The organism is Pseudarthrobacter sp. NPDC058119 (assembly GCF_042884655.1).
Taxonomy (GTDB): Bacteria; Actinomycetota; Actinomycetes; order Actinomycetales; family Micrococcaceae; genus Arthrobacter.
In genome coordinates this window covers 527570-543593 of record NZ_JBHVTN010000001.1, presented here as the reverse complement: position 1 = coordinate 543593, position 16024 = coordinate 527570, and the positions used below count along the sequence as shown (strand labels likewise).

At 62.5% G+C, this 16024-nt stretch carries 25 protein-coding genes; 24 read left to right on the top strand and 1 reads right to left on the bottom strand.

Annotated features, from left to right (window positions below; genetic code table 11):
- The first annotated feature begins 69 nt into the window (after positions 1-69).
- Positions 70-195: a hypothetical protein gene (locus ACFVTD_RS02525; RefSeq protein WP_387557575.1), complete on the top strand. Its 126-nt coding sequence runs from the start codon at positions 70-72 to the stop codon at positions 193-195.
- A 106-nt stretch (positions 196-301) separates the two neighbouring features.
- A complete protein-coding gene (locus tag ACFVTD_RS02520; RefSeq protein ID WP_387557572.1) occupies positions 302-1552 on the top strand; it encodes an Nramp family divalent metal transporter in 1251 nt (416 codons plus the stop codon).
- A gap of 4 nt (positions 1553-1556) precedes the next feature.
- Here ACFVTD_RS02520 and ACFVTD_RS02515 read toward each other — a convergent pair whose 3' ends face one another.
- Positions 1557-3008 carry a GH1 family beta-glucosidase gene (locus tag ACFVTD_RS02515; RefSeq protein ID WP_387557569.1) on the bottom strand — a complete coding sequence of 484 codons (1452 nt, stop codon included), beginning with the start codon at positions 3006-3008 and terminating at the stop codon, positions 1557-1559.
- A 398-nt stretch (positions 3009-3406) separates the two neighbouring features.
- Here ACFVTD_RS02515 and rpsJ point away from each other — a divergent pair, with 398 nt between their 5' ends.
- The 22 genes from rpsJ to ACFVTD_RS02405 all read left to right on the top strand — a co-directional run bounded on the left by rpsJ (position 3407) and on the right by ACFVTD_RS02405 (position 15963).
- The gene (gene rpsJ, locus ACFVTD_RS02510) at positions 3407-3715 is read left to right on the top strand and encodes a 30S ribosomal protein S10 (protein ID WP_003803825.1); all 309 of its coding nucleotides are present in this window, start codon (positions 3407-3409) and stop codon (positions 3713-3715) included.
- Between the two features lie 17 nt (positions 3716-3732).
- On the top strand, positions 3733-4383 hold the full coding sequence (rplC, locus tag ACFVTD_RS02505) for a 50S ribosomal protein L3 (RefSeq protein WP_141159765.1): 651 nt from the start codon (positions 3733-3735) through the stop codon (positions 4381-4383).
- Between the two features lie 4 nt (positions 4384-4387).
- Positions 4388-5008, top strand: a complete 621-nt coding sequence (rplD, locus tag ACFVTD_RS02500; protein ID WP_387557564.1) for a 50S ribosomal protein L4 — start codon at positions 4388-4390, stop codon at positions 5006-5008.
- On the top strand, positions 5005-5310 hold the full coding sequence (gene rplW / locus ACFVTD_RS02495; protein WP_011692807.1) for a 50S ribosomal protein L23: 306 nt from the start codon (positions 5005-5007) through the stop codon (positions 5308-5310). The genes rplD and rplW overlap by 4 nt, the downstream gene beginning before the upstream one ends.
- Before the next feature lie 29 nt (positions 5311-5339).
- Positions 5340-6179 (top strand): 50S ribosomal protein L2, encoded by an 840-nt coding sequence (rplB, locus tag ACFVTD_RS02490; RefSeq protein WP_387557561.1) that lies wholly within the window; start codon positions 5340-5342, stop codon positions 6177-6179.
- A 12-nt stretch (positions 6180-6191) separates the two neighbouring features.
- Positions 6192-6473: a 30S ribosomal protein S19 gene (gene rpsS, locus ACFVTD_RS02485; protein ID WP_003803803.1), complete on the top strand. Its 282-nt coding sequence runs from the start codon at positions 6192-6194 to the stop codon at positions 6471-6473.
- Between the two features lie 38 nt (positions 6474-6511).
- Positions 6512-6877 (top strand): 50S ribosomal protein L22, encoded by a 366-nt coding sequence (gene rplV, locus ACFVTD_RS02480; RefSeq protein WP_009358304.1) that lies wholly within the window; start codon positions 6512-6514, stop codon positions 6875-6877.
- Positions 6878-7708, top strand: coding sequence for a 30S ribosomal protein S3 (gene rpsC, locus ACFVTD_RS02475; RefSeq protein WP_387557558.1), 831 nt, complete (start codon positions 6878-6880; stop codon positions 7706-7708).
- Positions 7709-8125 (top strand): 50S ribosomal protein L16, encoded by a 417-nt coding sequence (gene rplP, locus ACFVTD_RS02470; RefSeq protein WP_043454603.1) that lies wholly within the window; start codon positions 7709-7711, stop codon positions 8123-8125.
- A gap of 2 nt (positions 8126-8127) precedes the next feature.
- A complete protein-coding gene (gene rpmC, locus ACFVTD_RS02465; protein ID WP_387557555.1) occupies positions 8128-8457 on the top strand; it encodes a 50S ribosomal protein L29 in 330 nt (109 codons plus the stop codon).
- The gene (gene rpsQ, locus ACFVTD_RS02460; protein WP_387557553.1) at positions 8454-8759 is read left to right on the top strand and encodes a 30S ribosomal protein S17; all 306 of its coding nucleotides are present in this window, start codon (positions 8454-8456) and stop codon (positions 8757-8759) included. The genes rpmC and rpsQ overlap by 4 nt, the downstream gene beginning before the upstream one ends.
- Positions 8760-9721: 962 nt before the next feature.
- The gene (gene rplN / locus ACFVTD_RS02455; RefSeq protein WP_003803789.1) at positions 9722-10090 is read left to right on the top strand and encodes a 50S ribosomal protein L14; all 369 of its coding nucleotides are present in this window, start codon (positions 9722-9724) and stop codon (positions 10088-10090) included.
- A gap of 3 nt (positions 10091-10093) precedes the next feature.
- On the top strand, positions 10094-10456 hold the full coding sequence (rplX, locus tag ACFVTD_RS02450; RefSeq protein WP_015937845.1) for a 50S ribosomal protein L24: 363 nt from the start codon (positions 10094-10096) through the stop codon (positions 10454-10456).
- Positions 10456-11037, top strand: coding sequence for a 50S ribosomal protein L5 (rplE, locus tag ACFVTD_RS02445; RefSeq protein ID WP_018769138.1), 582 nt, complete (start codon positions 10456-10458; stop codon positions 11035-11037). Before rplX ends, rplE begins: the two co-directional genes overlap by 1 nt.
- Positions 11038-11119: 82 nt before the next feature.
- Positions 11120-11518: a 30S ribosomal protein S8 gene (gene rpsH, locus ACFVTD_RS02440; protein ID WP_018769139.1), complete on the top strand. Its 399-nt coding sequence runs from the start codon at positions 11120-11122 to the stop codon at positions 11516-11518.
- Positions 11519-11536: 18 nt separating this feature from the next.
- Positions 11537-12073, top strand: a complete 537-nt coding sequence (gene rplF, locus ACFVTD_RS02435) for a 50S ribosomal protein L6 (RefSeq protein ID WP_387557548.1) — start codon at positions 11537-11539, stop codon at positions 12071-12073.
- 2 nt (positions 12074-12075) lie between these two features.
- A complete protein-coding gene (rplR, locus tag ACFVTD_RS02430) occupies positions 12076-12459 on the top strand; it encodes a 50S ribosomal protein L18 (protein ID WP_141159771.1) in 384 nt (127 codons plus the stop codon).
- Entirely contained in the window at positions 12456-13172 is a 717-nt protein-coding gene (gene rpsE, locus ACFVTD_RS02425; protein WP_387557545.1) for a 30S ribosomal protein S5, read from the top strand. Before rplR ends, rpsE begins: the two co-directional genes overlap by 4 nt.
- A gap of 2 nt (positions 13173-13174) precedes the next feature.
- The gene (gene rpmD, locus ACFVTD_RS02420) at positions 13175-13381 is read left to right on the top strand and encodes a 50S ribosomal protein L30 (RefSeq protein ID WP_009358731.1); all 207 of its coding nucleotides are present in this window, start codon (positions 13175-13177) and stop codon (positions 13379-13381) included.
- Positions 13382-13867 (top strand): 50S ribosomal protein L15, encoded by a 486-nt coding sequence (gene rplO / locus ACFVTD_RS02415; protein ID WP_013601817.1) that lies wholly within the window; start codon positions 13382-13384, stop codon positions 13865-13867.
- 210 nt (positions 13868-14077) lie between these two features.
- On the top strand, positions 14078-15388 hold the full coding sequence (secY, locus tag ACFVTD_RS02410) for a preprotein translocase subunit SecY (protein ID WP_387557541.1): 1311 nt from the start codon (positions 14078-14080) through the stop codon (positions 15386-15388).
- A gap of 5 nt (positions 15389-15393) precedes the next feature.
- Entirely contained in the window at positions 15394-15963 is a 570-nt protein-coding gene (locus ACFVTD_RS02405; protein WP_387558946.1) for an adenylate kinase, read from the top strand.
- Positions 15964-16024 lie beyond the last annotated feature (61 nt).

Below are 16024 nucleotides of genomic sequence, written 5' to 3'. Positions count from 1 at the left end.
GAAGCAGCGGGGCTGTCCTTTTTCGTTAACGGCCCCCTGATACTGTTGCAGCACTGAAAGGAGGCCATCATGGGCTGGCTTATCTTCCTGGTCATCGCGGTAGCCGTCGTGGCCGGGGTGTTCTGGGTCAAGCGGAACTTCCGGCATGAAATCGACCGGGCAAAGCGGATCAACAGGGCAAACAGGAACCAGTAGCGCCGCAGAGCGCTGGGAATGACAGGTGTGCCTTAGTCCTACTTTTCGGTTCGCCTAAATTAGGGGTATCCTCGTCGTACTGACGCCCCAACGACGAGGACACCTGATGGCTGTTTCAACACTGGCGGCTGGACCCGCTTCCACCAAGGGCTGGTCGCGCCTGCTGCTGCTCGGCCCCGCCTTCGTGGCGGCCATTGCGTACGTTGATCCCGGGAACGTTGCGGCGAACCTGACGGCCGGGGCGAACTTCGGTTACCTGCTTGTTTGGGTGCTGGTGGCCGCTAATGCCATGGCCGTGCTGATCCAGTATCAATCCGCCAAACTGGGCCTTGCCACCGGCATGAGCCTGCCGGAACTCCTCGGCAAGCGCCTAGGAACCGGGCAGCGGCGCGCCTATTGGGTGCAGGCGGAGATCGTTGCCGGTGCCACGGACATGGCGGAAGTCATTGGCGGCGCCGTCGCCCTCAACCTGCTGTTCGGCCTTCCGCTGCTCACGGGCGGAGTGATCGTCGGACTGGCGTCCATGCTGCTGTTGGGACTTCAATCGCACCGCAGCCAGAAGTCCTTCGAACTCGCCATCCTGACCCTGCTGGGCGTGATCGCCGTCGGCTTCGTTTCCGGGCTTTTCGTGGCCCCACCGGACGCGGGCGGGGCCCTCGCCGGCCTCGTACCACGGTTTGAGGGAACCGACACCGTCCTGCTCGCCGCCAGCATGCTCGGGGCCACCGTCATGCCGCACGCGATCTACCTGCACTCAGCCCTGGCCCGGGACCGCCACGGCTTCTCCGAAGATCCCGCGGTCAGGACGCGGCTGATCAGGGCCACCAGGGTGGACGTCGCCGGCGCACTGCTGCTGGCCGGCATCGTCAATATAGCCATGTTGCTGCTGGCCGCCACCAGCCTCCGCGGGGTGGAGGGGACGGACACCATCGCCGGCGCGCACGCGGCCGTGACGTCGGCACTGGGGCCGGTTATCGGCGTCGTGTTTGCCGTGGGCCTCCTGGCCTCCGGCCTGGCGTCCACCTCGGTAGGGTGTTACGCAGGGGCCACGATCATGGGCGGCCTGCTGAAAGTGCGGATTCCGCTGCTGGTCCGGCGCACTGTCACCCTGGTACCGGCGCTGCTGGTCCTCGGCGCCGGCATTGAACCCACGCTGGCCCTGGTCCTAAGCCAGGTCCTCCTGAGTTTCGGTATCCCGTTCGCCCTCATCCCGCTGATCCGCCTCACCGGGAGCCGCAAGGTCATGGGCATCCATGCGGACTCTGCAGCGCTCCGGATTGCGGGCTGGACCAGTGCCACATTGATAGTGGGCCTGAACTGTGTCCTGATTGTCCTGACGGTGCTGGGGCGCCAGTGACCCTCTAGGGGTGTTCCGGCTGGTCCTGCCGGCCGCCGCGGGCCCGGGACAGCGCCTGGTACCAGTAGAAGGAACGCTTTGGAGTCCGCTCCAGCGAGTCGAAGTCCACGTGCACCAGGCCAAAGCGCTGGGAGTATCCGGCGGCCCACTCGAAGTTGTCCATCAACGTCCAGACATAGTAGCCCCGCAGGTCCACGCCTTCGGCAACGCCGCCGGGAGAGGTGGCCTCAAGGGCTGCCCCGAGATGGGTGGCGAGGTACTCCACCCGGTCCGTGTCCTCCAGGGTCTCCGAAACACGGTCCGGTTCCGGGAAGCTCGCGCCGCCTTCGGTGATGTACACCGGTGGGAGGGACTGCCCGTACCGGTCCCGCATCTCCTGCAGCAGGACTCCCAGATGCTCCGGTGCCACGGGCCAGCCGAATCCTGTACTGCCGTACTCCGGGTAACCCGCCTCGTGGAAGGGCAGCTTCGCCAGCTCCTGGTGCATGTCCGCGGGTACGGGGGTGATGCCAGGGCCCAGGGCCACTTTGACCGGGAAGTAGTAGTTGAGGCCGTAGAAGTCCAGCGGCTGGTGGATGGTCTTCAGGTCGGCGTCGGAAATCCTGCCAATGGAGCGCAGCCACGGCCTTGCATACAAAGGTAGGGATGGGTAGCGCCCCAGCAGGACGGGATCGGCGTAAAGCCTGTTCATCAGCAGGTCGTACAGATGTGCCACCAGCCGGTCGCCGATCTTCCAGGTCGCAGGCCTGACGGGGGAGTGCAGGTTGGTCAGGCCGACACCGCCCGCTACACCGGCTGCCCGCAGGGCCTGCACGCCCAGCCCATGGGCCAGGAGCTGGTGGTGGATGGCGGGGAGGGCGTCGAACATCAGGCGGCGTCCCGGCGCATGGACTCCCAGTGCATAGCCATTGAGGGTGACCGACACGGGCTCGTTAAGAGTCACCCACTGGTCAACACGGTCGCCAAACCGCTCGCCGGCGGCCCGCGCATACTCGCCGAACCTCTCAGCGGTATCCCGGTTGAGCCAGCCGCCGCGGTGTTCCAGCGGCAGCGGGGTATCCCAGTGGTACAGGGTGGCCATGGGGGAGATGCCGGCCTCAAGGAGCTGGTCGATCAGGCGGTCGTAGAAGTCCAGGCCTTCAGCATTGAAGTTGCCCTGGCCATCAGGCTGGATGCGTGGCCAGGAGAGGGAGAACCGGTAGGAGTCAACGCCCAGCTCCTTGAGCAGTCCAACATCTTCCGGCAGCCGGTTGTAGTGGTCGCACGCCACCGCGGGGGAGTGGCCGTCCACGATGGCGCCGGGTTTCTCGGCGAAAGCGTCCCACCCCGAGGGCCCACGGCCTCCTTCCGCCAGGGCGCCTTCGATCTGGAACGCCGCGGCGGCGACGCCCAGGGTGAACGACGGCGGCACGCGCCCGGCCAGTTCCGTCACCGATTCAGTGCCTTCCAGGGTCATGCCCCTATCATCCAGCCGGTTTCGTGCCACTGCAATGGGACCTATGGGCGCCGCCCGGAGGCCAATTCGCATCTGCCGCAGATTTCCGGCATACTAGATGAGTTGTTCAAGCGCTTCTTCGCGTCCCGATCCGGATAATGCCGGGTGCAGGGTCCAAGTTGAAGACCAAACATAACCCACCCCCAATGGAATTTGCGGATTTGTATGCGTGTTCAGCGCGACACGCCCGACCGCGGGGGTCGGTTGCGTCGGCAGGTTGAGGAACCCGGATTCATCCGGATTCAGCTTGTGCGGCGGATGGTGGTTACGACCTCAAATGCTTCGGCAGCCATACAACGAGAAAGTGAACAGGGCAGCCCTAAACCGGGGAAGCACAGACTGAAAGAGAGTCAGGCGACATGGCGGGACAAAAAATCCGCATCCGGCTGAAGTCATACGACCACGAGGTCATTGACGTTTCAGCACGGAAGATCGTTGAGACGGTCACGCGCGCAGGCGCAACGGTAGTTGGCCCCGTGCCGCTGCCGACGGAGAAGAACGTTTACTGCGTTATCCGCTCTCCGCACAAGTACAAGGACAGCCGCGAGCACTTTGAAATGCGCACGCACAAGCGTCTTATCGACATCATCGATCCCACGCCGAAGGCTGTCGACTCGCTCATGCGTCTCGACCTGCCGGCTGACGTGAACATCGAAATCAAGCTGTAGGGAGGTGCTGAGAGACTATGACCGCAACCCGTAACGTAAAGGGCCTGCTGGGCACGAAGCTCGGCATGACCCAGGTCTGGGACGAGAACAACAAGCTCATCCCCGTCACTGTGGTCCAGGCAGACTCGAACGTCATCACCCAGCTGCGCAACGCAGAAGTTGATGGCTACGTCGCCGTTCAGATCGGCTACGGCCAGATCGATCCCCGCAAGGTCACCAAGCCGCTGGCTGGTCACTTTGAAAAGGCAGGCGTCACGCCTCGCCGCCACGTCGTTGAACTTCGTACCGCAGATGCTGCCGAGTACGAGCTGGGCCAGGAGCTCTCCGTAGAGCTCTTCGAAGCCGGCCAGAAGATCGACGTCGTCGGGACCACCAAGGGTAAGGGCTTCGCCGGTGTTATGAAGCGTCACGGCTTCCACGGCGTTGGAGCTTCCCACGGTGCCCACAAGAACCACCGTAAGCCCGGTTCAATCGGTGGCGCATCCACCCCGAGCCGCGTCTTCAAGGGCATGAGAATGGCCGGCCGCATGGGCGCCGTTCGTCACACCACGCTGAACCTCACCGTTCACGCGGTCGACGTCGAGAAGTCGCTGCTCCTGATCAAGGGTGCCGTTCCCGGTGCCCGCGGCCAGGTCGTCTTCGTACGCACCGCCGTGAAGGGAGCCTAGTTCAATGGCTAACACTGTCCAGGTTGACCTGCCTGCAGAGATCTTCGACGTTCAGACCAACGTGCCGCTGCTGCACCAGGTTGTCGTTGCCCAGCTCGCTGCTGCCCGCCAGGGAACCCACAAGACCAAGACCCGCGCTGAAGTTTCCGGTGCAGGACGCAAGCCGTTCAAGCAGAAGGGCACCGGCCGCGCCCGTCAGGGTTCCATCCGTGCTCCGCACATGACCGGCGGTGGCATTGTCCACGGTCCCACCCCGCGTGACTACAGCCAGCGCACCCCCAAGAAGATGATTGCTGCTGCACTGCGCGGCGCACTCTCTGACCGGGCCCGCAACGGTCGCATCCACGTTGTCGCAGAACTGGTTGAAGGCACCAAGCCGTCCGCCAAGACAGCACTGGCAACGCTCCGCGGTGTTTCCGACCGCAAGAACCTGCTGGTCGTCATCGAGCGCGATAACGACGTTGCCGCACTGTCCGTGCGCAACCTCGCCGGCGTTCACGTTCTCTACGCAGACCAGCTGAACACCTACGACGTTCTCGTCTCCGATGACGTTGTCTTCACCAAGGCTGCATACGAAGCATTCGTTGCCGCCAAGGCAGCTAAGAACGAGGAGGATGCCAAGTGAGTGCAGCCACCATCAAGGATCCCCGCGACGTCGTGCTTGCACCCGTCGTGTCGGAAAAGAGCTACGGCCTGATCGACGAGGGCAAGTACACCTTCCTGGTGGACCCCCGTTCGAACAAGACCGAGATCAAGCTGGCCGTGGAGAAGATCTTCTCCGTCAAGGTCGAATCGATCAACACCATCAACCGTGCCGGTAAGCGCAAGCGCACCAAATTCGGATGGGGCACCCGCAAGAACACCAAGCGTGCGATTGTCACCCTCAAAGAAGGCACCATCGACATCTTCGGCGGTCCGCTCGCGTAGCGGAGACCACTTTAACGAGGAAATAAATTATGGGAATCCGTAAGTACAAGCCGACTACCCCGGGCCGTCGTGGCTCGAGCGTAGCGGACTTCACCGAAATTACGCGGTCGACGCCGGAAAAGACGTTGGTACGTCCGCTGCCCAAGAAGGGCGGCCGTAACAACTCCGGTAAGATCACCACCCGTCACAAGGGTGGCGGACACAAGCGCCAGTACCGTCTGATCGACTTCCGTCGCCACGACAAGGACGGCGTCAACGCCCGCGTTGCCGAAATCGAGTACGATCCGAACCGCACGGCTCGCATCGCCCTCCTGCACTACGTTGATGGCACCAAGCGTTACATCATCGCCCCCAACAAGCTCGCCCAGGGTGACGTTGTTGAGGCAGGTGCCGGTGCTGACATCAAGCCCGGTAACAACCTGCCGCTGCTCAACATCCCGGTGGGTACTGTCATCCACGCAGTTGAACTGCGCCCGGGTGGCGGTGCCAAGATGGGCCGCTCCGCCGGCGCATCCATCCAGCTTGTTGCCAAGGAAGGCCGCTTCGCCCAGCTGCGTCTGCCCTCCGGCGAAATCCGCAACGTTGACGTGCGCTGCCGCGCAACCGTCGGCGAGGTTGGCAACGCCGAGCAGTCGAACATCAACTGGGGCAAGGCCGGCCGTATGCGGTGGAAGGGCGTTCGCCCGACCGTCCGTGGTGTCGCCATGAACCCGGTTGACCACCCGCACGGTGGTGGTGAGGGTAAGACGTCCGGTGGACGTAACCCCGTCAACCCGAACGGTAAGCGGGAAGGCCGCACCCGCCGCCCCAACAAAGAGAGCGACAAGCTTATTGTGCGTCGCCGTCGTACTGGCAAGAACAAGCGATAGGAGCCTGGAAACATGCCACGCAGCCTGAAAAAAGGTCCTTTCGTTGACCAGCACCTCTTTGTGAAGGTAGCCAGGGAAAACGAAAAGGGCACCAAGAACGTCATCAAGACCTGGTCCCGCCGTTCGATGATCATCCCCGACATGCTCGGACACACGATCGCCGTACACGACGGACGCAAGCACATCCCGGTGTTTGTCACTGAGTCGATGGTCGGGCACAAGCTCGGCGAATTCGCTCCCACGCGGACATTCCGCGGCCATGTCAAGGACGACCGTAAGGGCAAGCGCCGCTAGGCGCCTGCGTTTACGTCAAAGACGAGAGAAGGAAAGCAATGGAAGCCAAGGCAATTGCGCGCCACATCCGCGTAACGCCTATGAAGGCCCGGCGCGTCGTCAACCTTGTTCGTGGATTGCAAGCGAATGAGGCTCTGGCAATTCTGAAGTTTGCCCCGCAGGCAGCTTCGGAGCCGGTATTCAAGGTAGTTCAGTCAGCAATCTCCAACGCCCGGGTCCTCGCGGACCGCGACGGCGTGGCGTTTGACGAAGGCGACCTCATCATCAGCGAAGCGTTTGTTGATGAAGGCCCGACCATGAAGCGGTTCCAGCCGCGTGCCCAGGGTCGTGCATTTCAGATCAAGAAGCGCACCAGCCACATCACCGTGGTAGTCGCTACCCCGGAGAAAGAGGAGGCTCGCTAAGTGGGACAGAAAGTAAACCCGCACGGGTTCCGACTCGGCATCACCACCGATCACGTATCGCACTGGTTCGCTGACAGCACCAAGGCGGGCCAGCGGTACAAGGACTTCGTTCGCGAAGACATCCGCATCCGCCAGCTCATGTCTACGGGCATGGAGCGCGCCGGTATCGCCAAGGTCGAGATCGAGCGTACCCGTGACCGTGTCCGCGTGGACATCCACACGGCCCGCCCGGGTATCGTCATCGGCCGCCGTGGGGCAGAAGCTGACCGCATCCGCGGCGAGCTCGAAAAGCTCACCGGCAAGCAGGTCCAGCTGAACATCCTCGAGGTCAAGAACCCCGAGATGGAAGCCCAGCTTGTGGCCCAGGGCGTTGCAGAGCAGCTGACTTCCCGCGTGGCATTCCGCCGTGCGATGAAGAAGGCCATGCAGTCCGCACAGCGTGCAGGTGCCAAGGGCATCCGTATCGCCTGCTCGGGCCGCCTGGGTGGCGCTGAAATGTCCCGCTCGGAGTTCTACCGCGAAGGCCGTGTGCCCCTGCACACCCTCCGCGCGAACATCGACTACGGCTTCTACGAAGCCAAGACCACCTTCGGCCGCATCGGCGTGAAGGTCTGGATCTACAAGGGTGACGTCACCGCCAAGGAACTGGCCGCACAGGCCGCTGCTGCACCGTCCCGCGGTGGCCGTGGCGACCGTCCCGGCCGTCCGGGTGGCGCTGACCGCGGTGACCGCCGCCGTCGTAACGACCGCCCGGCCGCTGACGCAGCTCCTGCTGCCGAAGCACCGGCAGTTGAAACAGCACCTGCTGCTGCAGAAGGAGGACAGGCTTAAATGCTTATCCCACGTCGAGTAAAGCACCGTAAGCAGCACCACCCGGGTCGTTCCGGCGCTGCCACGGGCGGTACCCAGGTCTCCTTCGGTGAGTACGGCATCCAGGCACTGAGCCCGGCATACGTCACCAACCGTCAGATCGAGTCCGCTCGTATCGCCATGACCCGCCACATCAAGCGTGGCGGTAAGGTCTGGATCAACATCTACCCGGACCGTCCGCTGACCAAGAAGCCGGCCGAAACCCGCATGGGTTCCGGTAAGGGTTCACCGGAATGGTGGGTCGCCAACGTCAAGCCGGGACGGGTTCTCTTCGAACTCTCCGGTGTCAATGAAGAGGTAGCTCGCGAGGCCCTGCGCCTGGCAATCCACAAGCTGCCGTTGAAGGCACGCATTGTGCGTCGCGAGGGTGGTGAATAGAAATGGCAGTAGGATCCAAGGATCTGGCTCCCGCACAGCTGGACGGTTTCGACAACGAGCGTCTCGTTGAAGAACTCCGCAAGGCCAAGGAAGAGCTGTTCAACCTGCGTTTCCAGTCCGCCACCGGACAGCTGGAGAACCACGGCCGCCTGCGTGCAGTAAAGAAGGACATTGCACGCATCTACACCGTTCTCCGCGAACGCGAGCTGGGCATTCGTGCCGAGGTTGCCGCACCGGTTGTGGAAGCCAAGGAAGAGAAGAAGTCCAAGAAGGCTGCAACCAAGAAGGCCGACAAGGCTGAAAAGGCTGAGACCGAGGAGGACGCCAAGTGAGTGAAAAGGACCAGAACGTGACCGAAACTGCTACCGAAGCCAAGGCTGGGCAGCGCGGTTACCGCAAGACCCTTCGCGGCTACGTGGTCTCCGACAAGATGGAAAAGACCATCGTTGTCGAGGTTGAGGACCGCGTGAAGCACGCACTGTACGGCAAGGTCATCCGCCGTACCTCCAAGGTCAAGGCACACGACGAAGCGAACACCGCAGGTGTTGGCGACCTCGTGGTCATCGCCGAGACCCGTCCGCTGTCCGCCACCAAGAACTGGCGGCTCGTGGAAATCCTCGAAAAGGCCAAGTAGCACCTGCTGCTTTGCTGGAAGCCTCCGCTCCCTTTCCGGGAGCGGGGGCTTCCTCGTTTAACTCACTCCCGGAACCAGGCAGTTGTTGGGCCCAGCGCACGACGCCGGCGCCTGGACTGGCGGCGGAGTGGCACCCCGGTGGGCCGAAAGGCTGTCGTGGGCGCAGCCGTCGTCCGCCCACTGCGACGCGCGCTCATTTCCAGCCGCTTTTCCGACGGCGCCCCATCATCTCCTGCCCCCTTTTCGCGAACGCACCATCACGTGCTGCGAAAGGATGGTGGATTCTGAAGGGTTGTTGGGCAATTTCCTGCGTTAGGTGACGGTGCGTCGGCAATATTCATGCGGGAGGTGACGGTGCGTTGAGGACAGCGGACGACGGCGGGACCAGGATTGGCGGGGGAGTGGCGCCTTGGGAGGGTCGTAAGAATGCCCTGCCTGACGCCGTCGCCCGCCCCACCCGGACGCCCCATCACTTCCCGCCTGCTTCTCTGCGACGCCCCATCACCTCCTGCCCCCTTTACGCGAACGCACCATCACGTGCTGCGGAACCATGGCAGTTGCTGATGGGGCGTGGGCCATAATCTTGCGGGAGGTGATGGCGCGTCGTGGCATGGCACCTGGGTGGGGCAAACGGCTGCCCTGCGCGCCGCCGTCGTCCGTCTTGCGGGGCAGGGGACGGTGGTGATATGGGGACCAGCGGAAAACGTGCTAGGATATTGAGTTTGTATGGCGCCTTTCGTGCGCCATCATCAACCTCGTAAACAAGCGTGCCACAGCATAGTGCCCCTGTGCGCCCGGGATCCGTCCCGGACCGGGTGGGAGCAACTGCTTCTGGCACGGGCGTTTAGGCCTGGTCTGGCAAAATCCAGGCAGGTCAAGAGACACCCCGATCAACCGTTCCGCAAGGCTCATTCCGTAGCAAGACCACGGCCTGAGAACCGGCGCGACGCAAGGAGTAAATAGTGATTCAGCAGGAGTCGCGACTGAAGGTCGCCGACAACACGGGTGCTAAGGAAATCCTTACCATTCGCGTTCTCGGTGGATCCGGCCGTCGCTACGCAGGCATCGGTGACGTCATTGTCGCCACCGTCAAGGATGCAATCCCGGGCGGCAACGTAAAGAAGGGCGATGTTGTCAAGGCAGTCATCGTCCGTACCAAGAAGGAACGCCGCCGTGCGGATGGTTCCTACATCAAGTTTGACGAGAACGCAGCTGTGATCCTGAAGAACGACGGTGACCCCCGCGGTACCCGTATCTTCGGACCGGTTGGTCGTGAACTCCGTGACAAGAAGTTCATGAAGATCGTTTCTCTGGCTCCGGAGGTGCTCTAGTCCATGGCTGCAAAGATCAAGAAGGGTGACCTGGTTCAGGTCATCACTGGCGCCAAGGCTGAGCGCGGCGGCGACCGCGGCAAGCAGGGCAAGGTTCTGCGCGTCTTCACCGACACCAACCGCGTGCTGGTTGAGGGTATCAACCGCGTCACCAAGCACACCCGTGTTGGACAGTCGCAGCGCGGCACCAAGACCGGCGGCATCGAGGTCGTAGAGGCCCCGATCCACATTTCCAACGTGGCCCTGGTTGACCCGTCGACCAAGAAGCCGACCCGTGTGGGCTTCCGCCTCGACACTGTGGAGAAGAACGGTGTCAAGAAGACCGTCCGTATCCGCGTGTCCAAGAGCTCCGGGAAGGACATCTAATGACTGAGACTCTCGAGACTCCGGCAACGAAGATCGTTCCTCGTCTGAAGACCAAGTACGCCGAATCCATCAAGGCAACGCTCCAGGATGAATTCAAGTACGAGAACGTGAACCAGGTACCCCGCCTGGTGAAGGTTGTTGTGAATATGGGTGTTGGAGACGCCGCCAAGGACTCCAAGCTGATCGACGGCGCTGTCCGCGACCTCACCCAGATCACCGGCCAGAAGCCGCAGGTTACCAAGGCCCGCAAGTCGATCGCACAGTTCAAGCTGCGCGAAGGCATGCCCATCGGTGCACACGCAACCCTGCGTGGCGACCGCATGTGGGAATTCGTGGACCGCCTGGTCACCCTGGCACTGCCCCGTATCCGCGACTTCCGCGGCCTGAGCGGCAAGCAGTTCGATGGCAACGGCAACTACACCTTCGGTCTGACCGAGCAGGTTATGTTCCACGAAATCGACCAGGACAAGATCGACCGCGTCCGCGGTATGGACATCACGGTTGTCACCACCGCCAAGACCGATGACGAAGGCCGCGCGCTGCTCAAGGCGCTGGGTTTCCCGTTCAAAACCGAAGCTTAATTAACTACGTAAAAGGTCCGGCCGCTCCGCTCCCCAGGGAACGGAACGGCGGAAACCGTTACGAGGAAGGGCATGAGCCCACATGACAATGACAGATCCTGTCGCAGATATGCTTACGCGCCTGCGTAACGCAAACTCGGCATACCACGACTCCGTGTCTATGCCTTACAGCAAGCTCAAGGCACGCGTTGCCGACATCCTCAAGGCCGAAGGTTTCATCGCCGGCTGGAAGGAAGAGGACGCTGAGGTTGGCAAGAAGCTGACCCTCGAACTCAAGTTCGGTCCGAACCGCGAGCGTTCCATCGCCGGTGTTCGCCGCATCTCCAAGCCGGGCCTCCGCGTTTACGCGAAGTCCACCAACCTGCCCCACGTGCTCGGTGGCTTGGGTATCGCAATCCTGTCCACCTCTTCCGGCCTCCTGACTGACAAGCAGGCCGGCAAGAAGGGCGTGGGCGGCGAAGTCCTCGCGTACGTCTGGTAACGGGAAAGGAAGAGAATAATGTCACGTATTGGACGTCTCCCCATCACCGTTCCTGCCGGCGTTGAGGTCAAGGTTGACGGCTCTGTCGTCAGCGTCAAGGGTTCCAAGGGGGAGCTGACCCACACTGTGGCCAGCCCCATCGAGGTTGCCCTGGATGACAACACCCTGACCGTCACCCGCCCGAACGACGAGCGCGCCTCCCGTTCGCTCCACGGCCTGACCCGCACCCTGATCGCCAACATGATCCAGGGCGTCACCGCAGGCTACGAGAAGAAGCTTGAAATCGTCGGTACCGGTTACCGCGTTCAGGCCAAGGGATCTGACCTTGAGTTCGCTCTCGGCTACAGCCACCCGGTCAGCGTTTCGGCTCCGGCCGGCATCACCTTTGCAGTAGAGGGACCGACCAAGCTCTCTGTCTCAGGTATCAACAAGCAGCAGGTCGGCGAGGTTGCTGCCAACATTCGCAAGCTGCGGAAGCCGGACCCCTACAAGGGCAAGGGCATCCGTTACGCCGGCGAAGTCATCCGCCGCAAGGTCGGAAAGGCTGGTAAGTAACCATGGCCATCTCCATTAACAAGAAGCGTACGAACAAGAGCAAGGCTGCTGGTCGCAGCCGCCGCCAGCTTCGTATCCGCAAGCGCATTTCCGGTACGGCTGCCCGCCCCCGCCTGGTGGTCAACCGCTCCGCACGCCACGTATTTGTCCAGGTTGTCGACGACACCATTGGCCAGACCGTAGCGAGCGCGTCCACCCTGGAAGCCGACCTTCGTGCATTCGACGGTGACAAGACCGCCAAGGCCAAGCGCGTTGGCGAGCTCGTTGCCGAACGTGCCAAGGCTGCCGGCGTCGAGGCTGTTGTCTTCGACCGTGGTGGTAACAAGTACCACGGCCGGATTGCCGCCGTCGCTGACGGTGCACGCGAAGGTGGGCTGTCACTGTGACCGAAGCAAACAAGGAAAAGGACACTGTGTCTGCAGATCAGAAGGCCCCCGAAGCCGCAGCTGCTGAGACCACTGCTCCCGCTGCCGACGACCGCCGTGGTGGCGCCCGTCGTGGCGAGCGTGGCGACCGTGGCCAGGGCCGCGGCGACCGCGGTGGCCGTGGCGGCCGCGACGGTGGCCGTGAAGCCGAAAAGAACCAGTTCGTAGAGCGCGTTGTCACCATCAACCGCGTTTCCAAGGTCGTCAAGGGTGGTCGTCGCTTCAGCTTCACCGCACTGGTCGTCGTTGGTGACGGTAACGGCATGGTTGGCGTGGGCTACGGCAAGGCCAAGGAAGTTCCCGCTGCTATCGCCAAGGGCGTTGAAGAGGCCAAGAAGTCCTTCTTCCGCGTTCCCCGCGTTGGCAACACCATCCCGCACCGCGTTCAGGGTGAAGCCGCTGCCGGCGTCGTAATGCTGCGTCCGGCCTCGGCCGGTACCGGTGTTATCGCCGGTGGTCCGGTCCGTGCAGTACTGGAGTGCGTGGGCATCCACGACATCCTCTCCAAGTCGCTCGGTTCCTCCAACGCCATCAACATCGTCCACGCGACCGTTGATGCCCTGAAGCGCCTCGAAGAGCCGGCATCCGTGGCAGCACGCCGCGGCCTGCCGCTGGACGAGGTAGCCCCGCAGGCACTGGTGAAGGCCCTCCTCAGCCCGAAGGCAGGTGTCTAGTCATGGCTAAGAACCTGGTCCCCTCCGACGCTCAGTTGGAGATCACTCAGATCAAGTCCGCCATTGGCGGCAAGCAGAACCAGCGCGACACCCTGCGGTCCCTCGGCCTGAAGCGGATCGGACACACCGTTGTCCGCACCGCCGACGCCGTGACCGTTGGAATGCTCAACACGGTTCCGCACCTGGTAAAGGTAGAGGAGGCGAAGTAAATGGCAGAGAACACTGCTGATAAGGCACAGGCTGCTGAGAAGCAGAACGCCCTGAAGGTTCACCACCTGCGTCCCGCTCCGGGTGCCAAGACCGCCAAGACCCGTGTGGGTCGTGGTGAGGCATCCAAGGGTAAGACCGCCGGTCGCGGTACCAAGGGTACGGCTGCCCGCTACCAGGTGAAGGCTGGCTTTGCCGGCGGCCAGTTGCCGCTGCACATGCGCCTGCCCAAGCTGCGTGGCTTCAAGAACCCGTTCCGGGTCGAGTTCCAGGTGGTAAACCTGGACAAGCTCAACGAGCTGTTCCCGGAAGGTGGCGCAGTCACCGTGGAGAATCTGGTCGAAAAGGGTGCCGTTCGCAAGAACCAGCCCGTCAAGGTGCTGGGCACCGGCGACATCACAGTCAAGGTTGACGTCACCGCCCACGCATTCTCGGCCAGCGCCGCGGAAAAGATCGCTGCAGCAGGCGGAAGCACCACCGCCCTGTAAGGGACGGCGCCAGCTGTTGAACTCCCGGTATCCGAGGGCTTCCGCCCCGGATGCCGGGAGTTTTCCATATCCGCCGGGCGAACAATCCCTGCCATCGGGCGCATGCACGGGGGACCGGATTGTTCGCGCGGCACATTGAACCGTTAGACTCGGATGTCGGGATTTATCAAATTCCTTCACCCCACCCTTATTGACACCACAGGAGGACGCTTGCTTAGCGCATTTGGCCGGGCCTTTCGCACGCCTGATCTGCGACGCAAGTTGTTGTTCACGCTGGCAATCATCACCATCTTCCGCTTGGGTGCTTTCATCCCCTCGCCAGGTGTGAACTACCAGAATGTCCAGCAATGCTTGCAGAACGGTCAGACCGCCGGCGGGCTGTACCAGCTCGTCAACCTCTTCAGCGGCGGCGCGTTGCTCCAGGTGTCCATCTTCGCCCTGGGCATCATGCCTTACATCACGGCCAGCATTATCGTGCAGCTGCTCCGGGTGGTCATTCCCCGGTTCCAGCAGCTGTACGAAGAGGGCGCGTCGGGACAGTCCAAGCTGACCCAGTACACCCGCTACCTCACCATCGCGCTGGGCCTGCTCAACGCCACCACGCTGGTGTCCCTGGCCCGCTCCGGGCAGCTGCTTCCCGGCTGCCAGCTGCCGGTGATCCCGGACACCAGCATCATCACCACCATCCTGATCATCATCACGCTCACGGCCGGTACCGGCCTGATCATGTGGATGGGCGAGCTCGTCACGGAGAAGGGCGTGGGCAACGGCATGTCGCTGCTCATCTTCACCTCCATCGCCGCCCAGTTCCCCACCTCCCTGGGTGCCATCTGGACCTCGCAGGGACCCGGAACCTTCTTCCTGGTGCTGGCCGTCGGCCTCCTGACCGTCGCCCTGGTGGTGTTCGTCGAGCAGTCACAGCGGCGCATCCCTGTGCAGTACGCCAAGCGGATGATCGGGCGGCGCACCGTGGGCGGCACCAGCACCTACATTCCCATCAAAGTGAACATGGCCGGCGTTATCCCGGTGATCTTCGCTTCTTCCATGCTCTACATTCCCGGGCTGATCGCGCAGTTCAACCAGCCCCGGAACGGCGAGCCCATGCAGCCGTGGGTTGAGTGGATCAACAACAACCTCACCCGCGGAGACCACCCGATCTACATGGCGGTTTATTTCCTCCTGATCGTGTTCTTCACCTACTTCTACGTCGCGATTACCTTCAACCCTGAAGAAGTCTCAGACAATATGAAGAAGTACGGCGGCTTCATTCCAGGTATCCGCGCCGGCAGGCCGACCGCTGACTACCTGCAGTACGTGCTCTCACGGATCACTCTGCCCGGTGCCCTCTACTTGGGCTTCGTGGCACTGATTCCGCTGGTGGCGCTCGTGCTGATCAACGCAAACCAGAACTTCCCGTTCGGTGGCACCTCGATCCTGATCATGGTGGGCGTTGGGTTGGAGACCGTAAAGCAGATTGATGCGCAGCTACAACAACGTCACTACGAAGGGCTTTTGCGATGACGAGAATGCTGATTATTGGACCTCCCGGTTCCGGAAAAGGAACGCAGGCGGAGCGGATTTCAGAACGCCTCGGCGTTGTGGCCATCTCCACCGGCGACATCTTCCGGGCCAACGTTAAGGGTGAAACCCCCTTGGGCCTTGAGGCCAAGAAGTACATGGACAACGGCGACTTCGTGCCGGACAGCGTGACCAACAAAATGGTCCGCGACCGGCTGAACGAGTCCGACGTCGAAAACGGCTTCCTGCTGGACGGCTACCCGCGCACCACCGCGCAGGTTGACTACCTTGACGAGATCCTCGCCGACGGCGACGAGAAGCTCGACGTGGTCCTGCAGCTGACTGCCGACGACGAAGAACTGGTACACCGCCTCCTGGGCCGTGCCAAGGAAACGGGCCGGAGCGACGACAACGAAGCCGTCATCCGCCACCGCCTGGACCTGTACCACGAGCAGACCGAAGCTGTGGTGGCGAAGTACGCCGACCGCGGCATCCTCACCAAGGTCGACGGGATCGGTCCCATCGACGAAGTCACCAACCGCGTGATGCAGGCCATCAAGGCCGCTCAGGCAGCCTGACCAGGCGCCCGGTTTTCGAGGCTCCTCCCGGCATCCGGGGGGAGCCTCAGCCATTTGAAAG

What these genes read in the sequence shown, in the direction of transcription:
- ACFVTD_RS02525 (WP_387557575.1), top strand. Translation starts at nt 70, where the DNA reads ATGGGCTGGCTTATCTTCCTGGTCATCGCGGTAGCCGTCGTGGCCGGG.
- ACFVTD_RS02520 (WP_387557572.1), top strand. Translation starts at nt 302, where the DNA reads ATGGCTGTTTCAACACTGGCGGCTGGACCCGCTTCCACCAAGGGCTGG.
- ACFVTD_RS02515 (WP_387557569.1), bottom strand. Translation starts at nt 3,008, where the DNA reads ATGACCCTGGAAGGCACTGAATCGGTGACGGAACTGGCCGGGCGCGTG.
- rpsJ (WP_003803825.1), top strand. Translation starts at nt 3,407, where the DNA reads ATGGCGGGACAAAAAATCCGCATCCGGCTGAAGTCATACGACCACGAG.
- rplC (WP_141159765.1), top strand. Translation starts at nt 3,733, where the DNA reads ATGACCGCAACCCGTAACGTAAAGGGCCTGCTGGGCACGAAGCTCGGC.
- rplD (WP_387557564.1), top strand. Translation starts at nt 4,388, where the DNA reads ATGGCTAACACTGTCCAGGTTGACCTGCCTGCAGAGATCTTCGACGTT.
- rplB (WP_387557561.1), top strand. Translation starts at nt 5,340, where the DNA reads ATGGGAATCCGTAAGTACAAGCCGACTACCCCGGGCCGTCGTGGCTCG.
- rpsS (WP_003803803.1), top strand. Translation starts at nt 6,192, where the DNA reads ATGCCACGCAGCCTGAAAAAAGGTCCTTTCGTTGACCAGCACCTCTTT.
- rplV (WP_009358304.1), top strand. Translation starts at nt 6,512, where the DNA reads ATGGAAGCCAAGGCAATTGCGCGCCACATCCGCGTAACGCCTATGAAG.
- rplP (WP_043454603.1), top strand. Translation starts at nt 7,709, where the DNA reads ATGCTTATCCCACGTCGAGTAAAGCACCGTAAGCAGCACCACCCGGGT.
- rpmC (WP_387557555.1), top strand. Translation starts at nt 8,128, where the DNA reads ATGGCAGTAGGATCCAAGGATCTGGCTCCCGCACAGCTGGACGGTTTC.
- rplX (WP_015937845.1), top strand. Translation starts at nt 10,094, where the DNA reads ATGGCTGCAAAGATCAAGAAGGGTGACCTGGTTCAGGTCATCACTGGC.
- rplE (WP_018769138.1), top strand. Translation starts at nt 10,456, where the DNA reads ATGACTGAGACTCTCGAGACTCCGGCAACGAAGATCGTTCCTCGTCTG.
- rpsH (WP_018769139.1), top strand. Translation starts at nt 11,120, where the DNA reads ATGACAATGACAGATCCTGTCGCAGATATGCTTACGCGCCTGCGTAAC.
- rplF (WP_387557548.1), top strand. Translation starts at nt 11,537, where the DNA reads ATGTCACGTATTGGACGTCTCCCCATCACCGTTCCTGCCGGCGTTGAG.
- rplR (WP_141159771.1), top strand. Translation starts at nt 12,076, where the DNA reads ATGGCCATCTCCATTAACAAGAAGCGTACGAACAAGAGCAAGGCTGCT.
- rpmD (WP_009358731.1), top strand. Translation starts at nt 13,175, where the DNA reads ATGGCTAAGAACCTGGTCCCCTCCGACGCTCAGTTGGAGATCACTCAG.
- rplO (WP_013601817.1), top strand. Translation starts at nt 13,382, where the DNA reads ATGGCAGAGAACACTGCTGATAAGGCACAGGCTGCTGAGAAGCAGAAC.
- ACFVTD_RS02405 (WP_387558946.1), top strand. Translation starts at nt 15,394, where the DNA reads ATGCTGATTATTGGACCTCCCGGTTCCGGAAAAGGAACGCAGGCGGAG.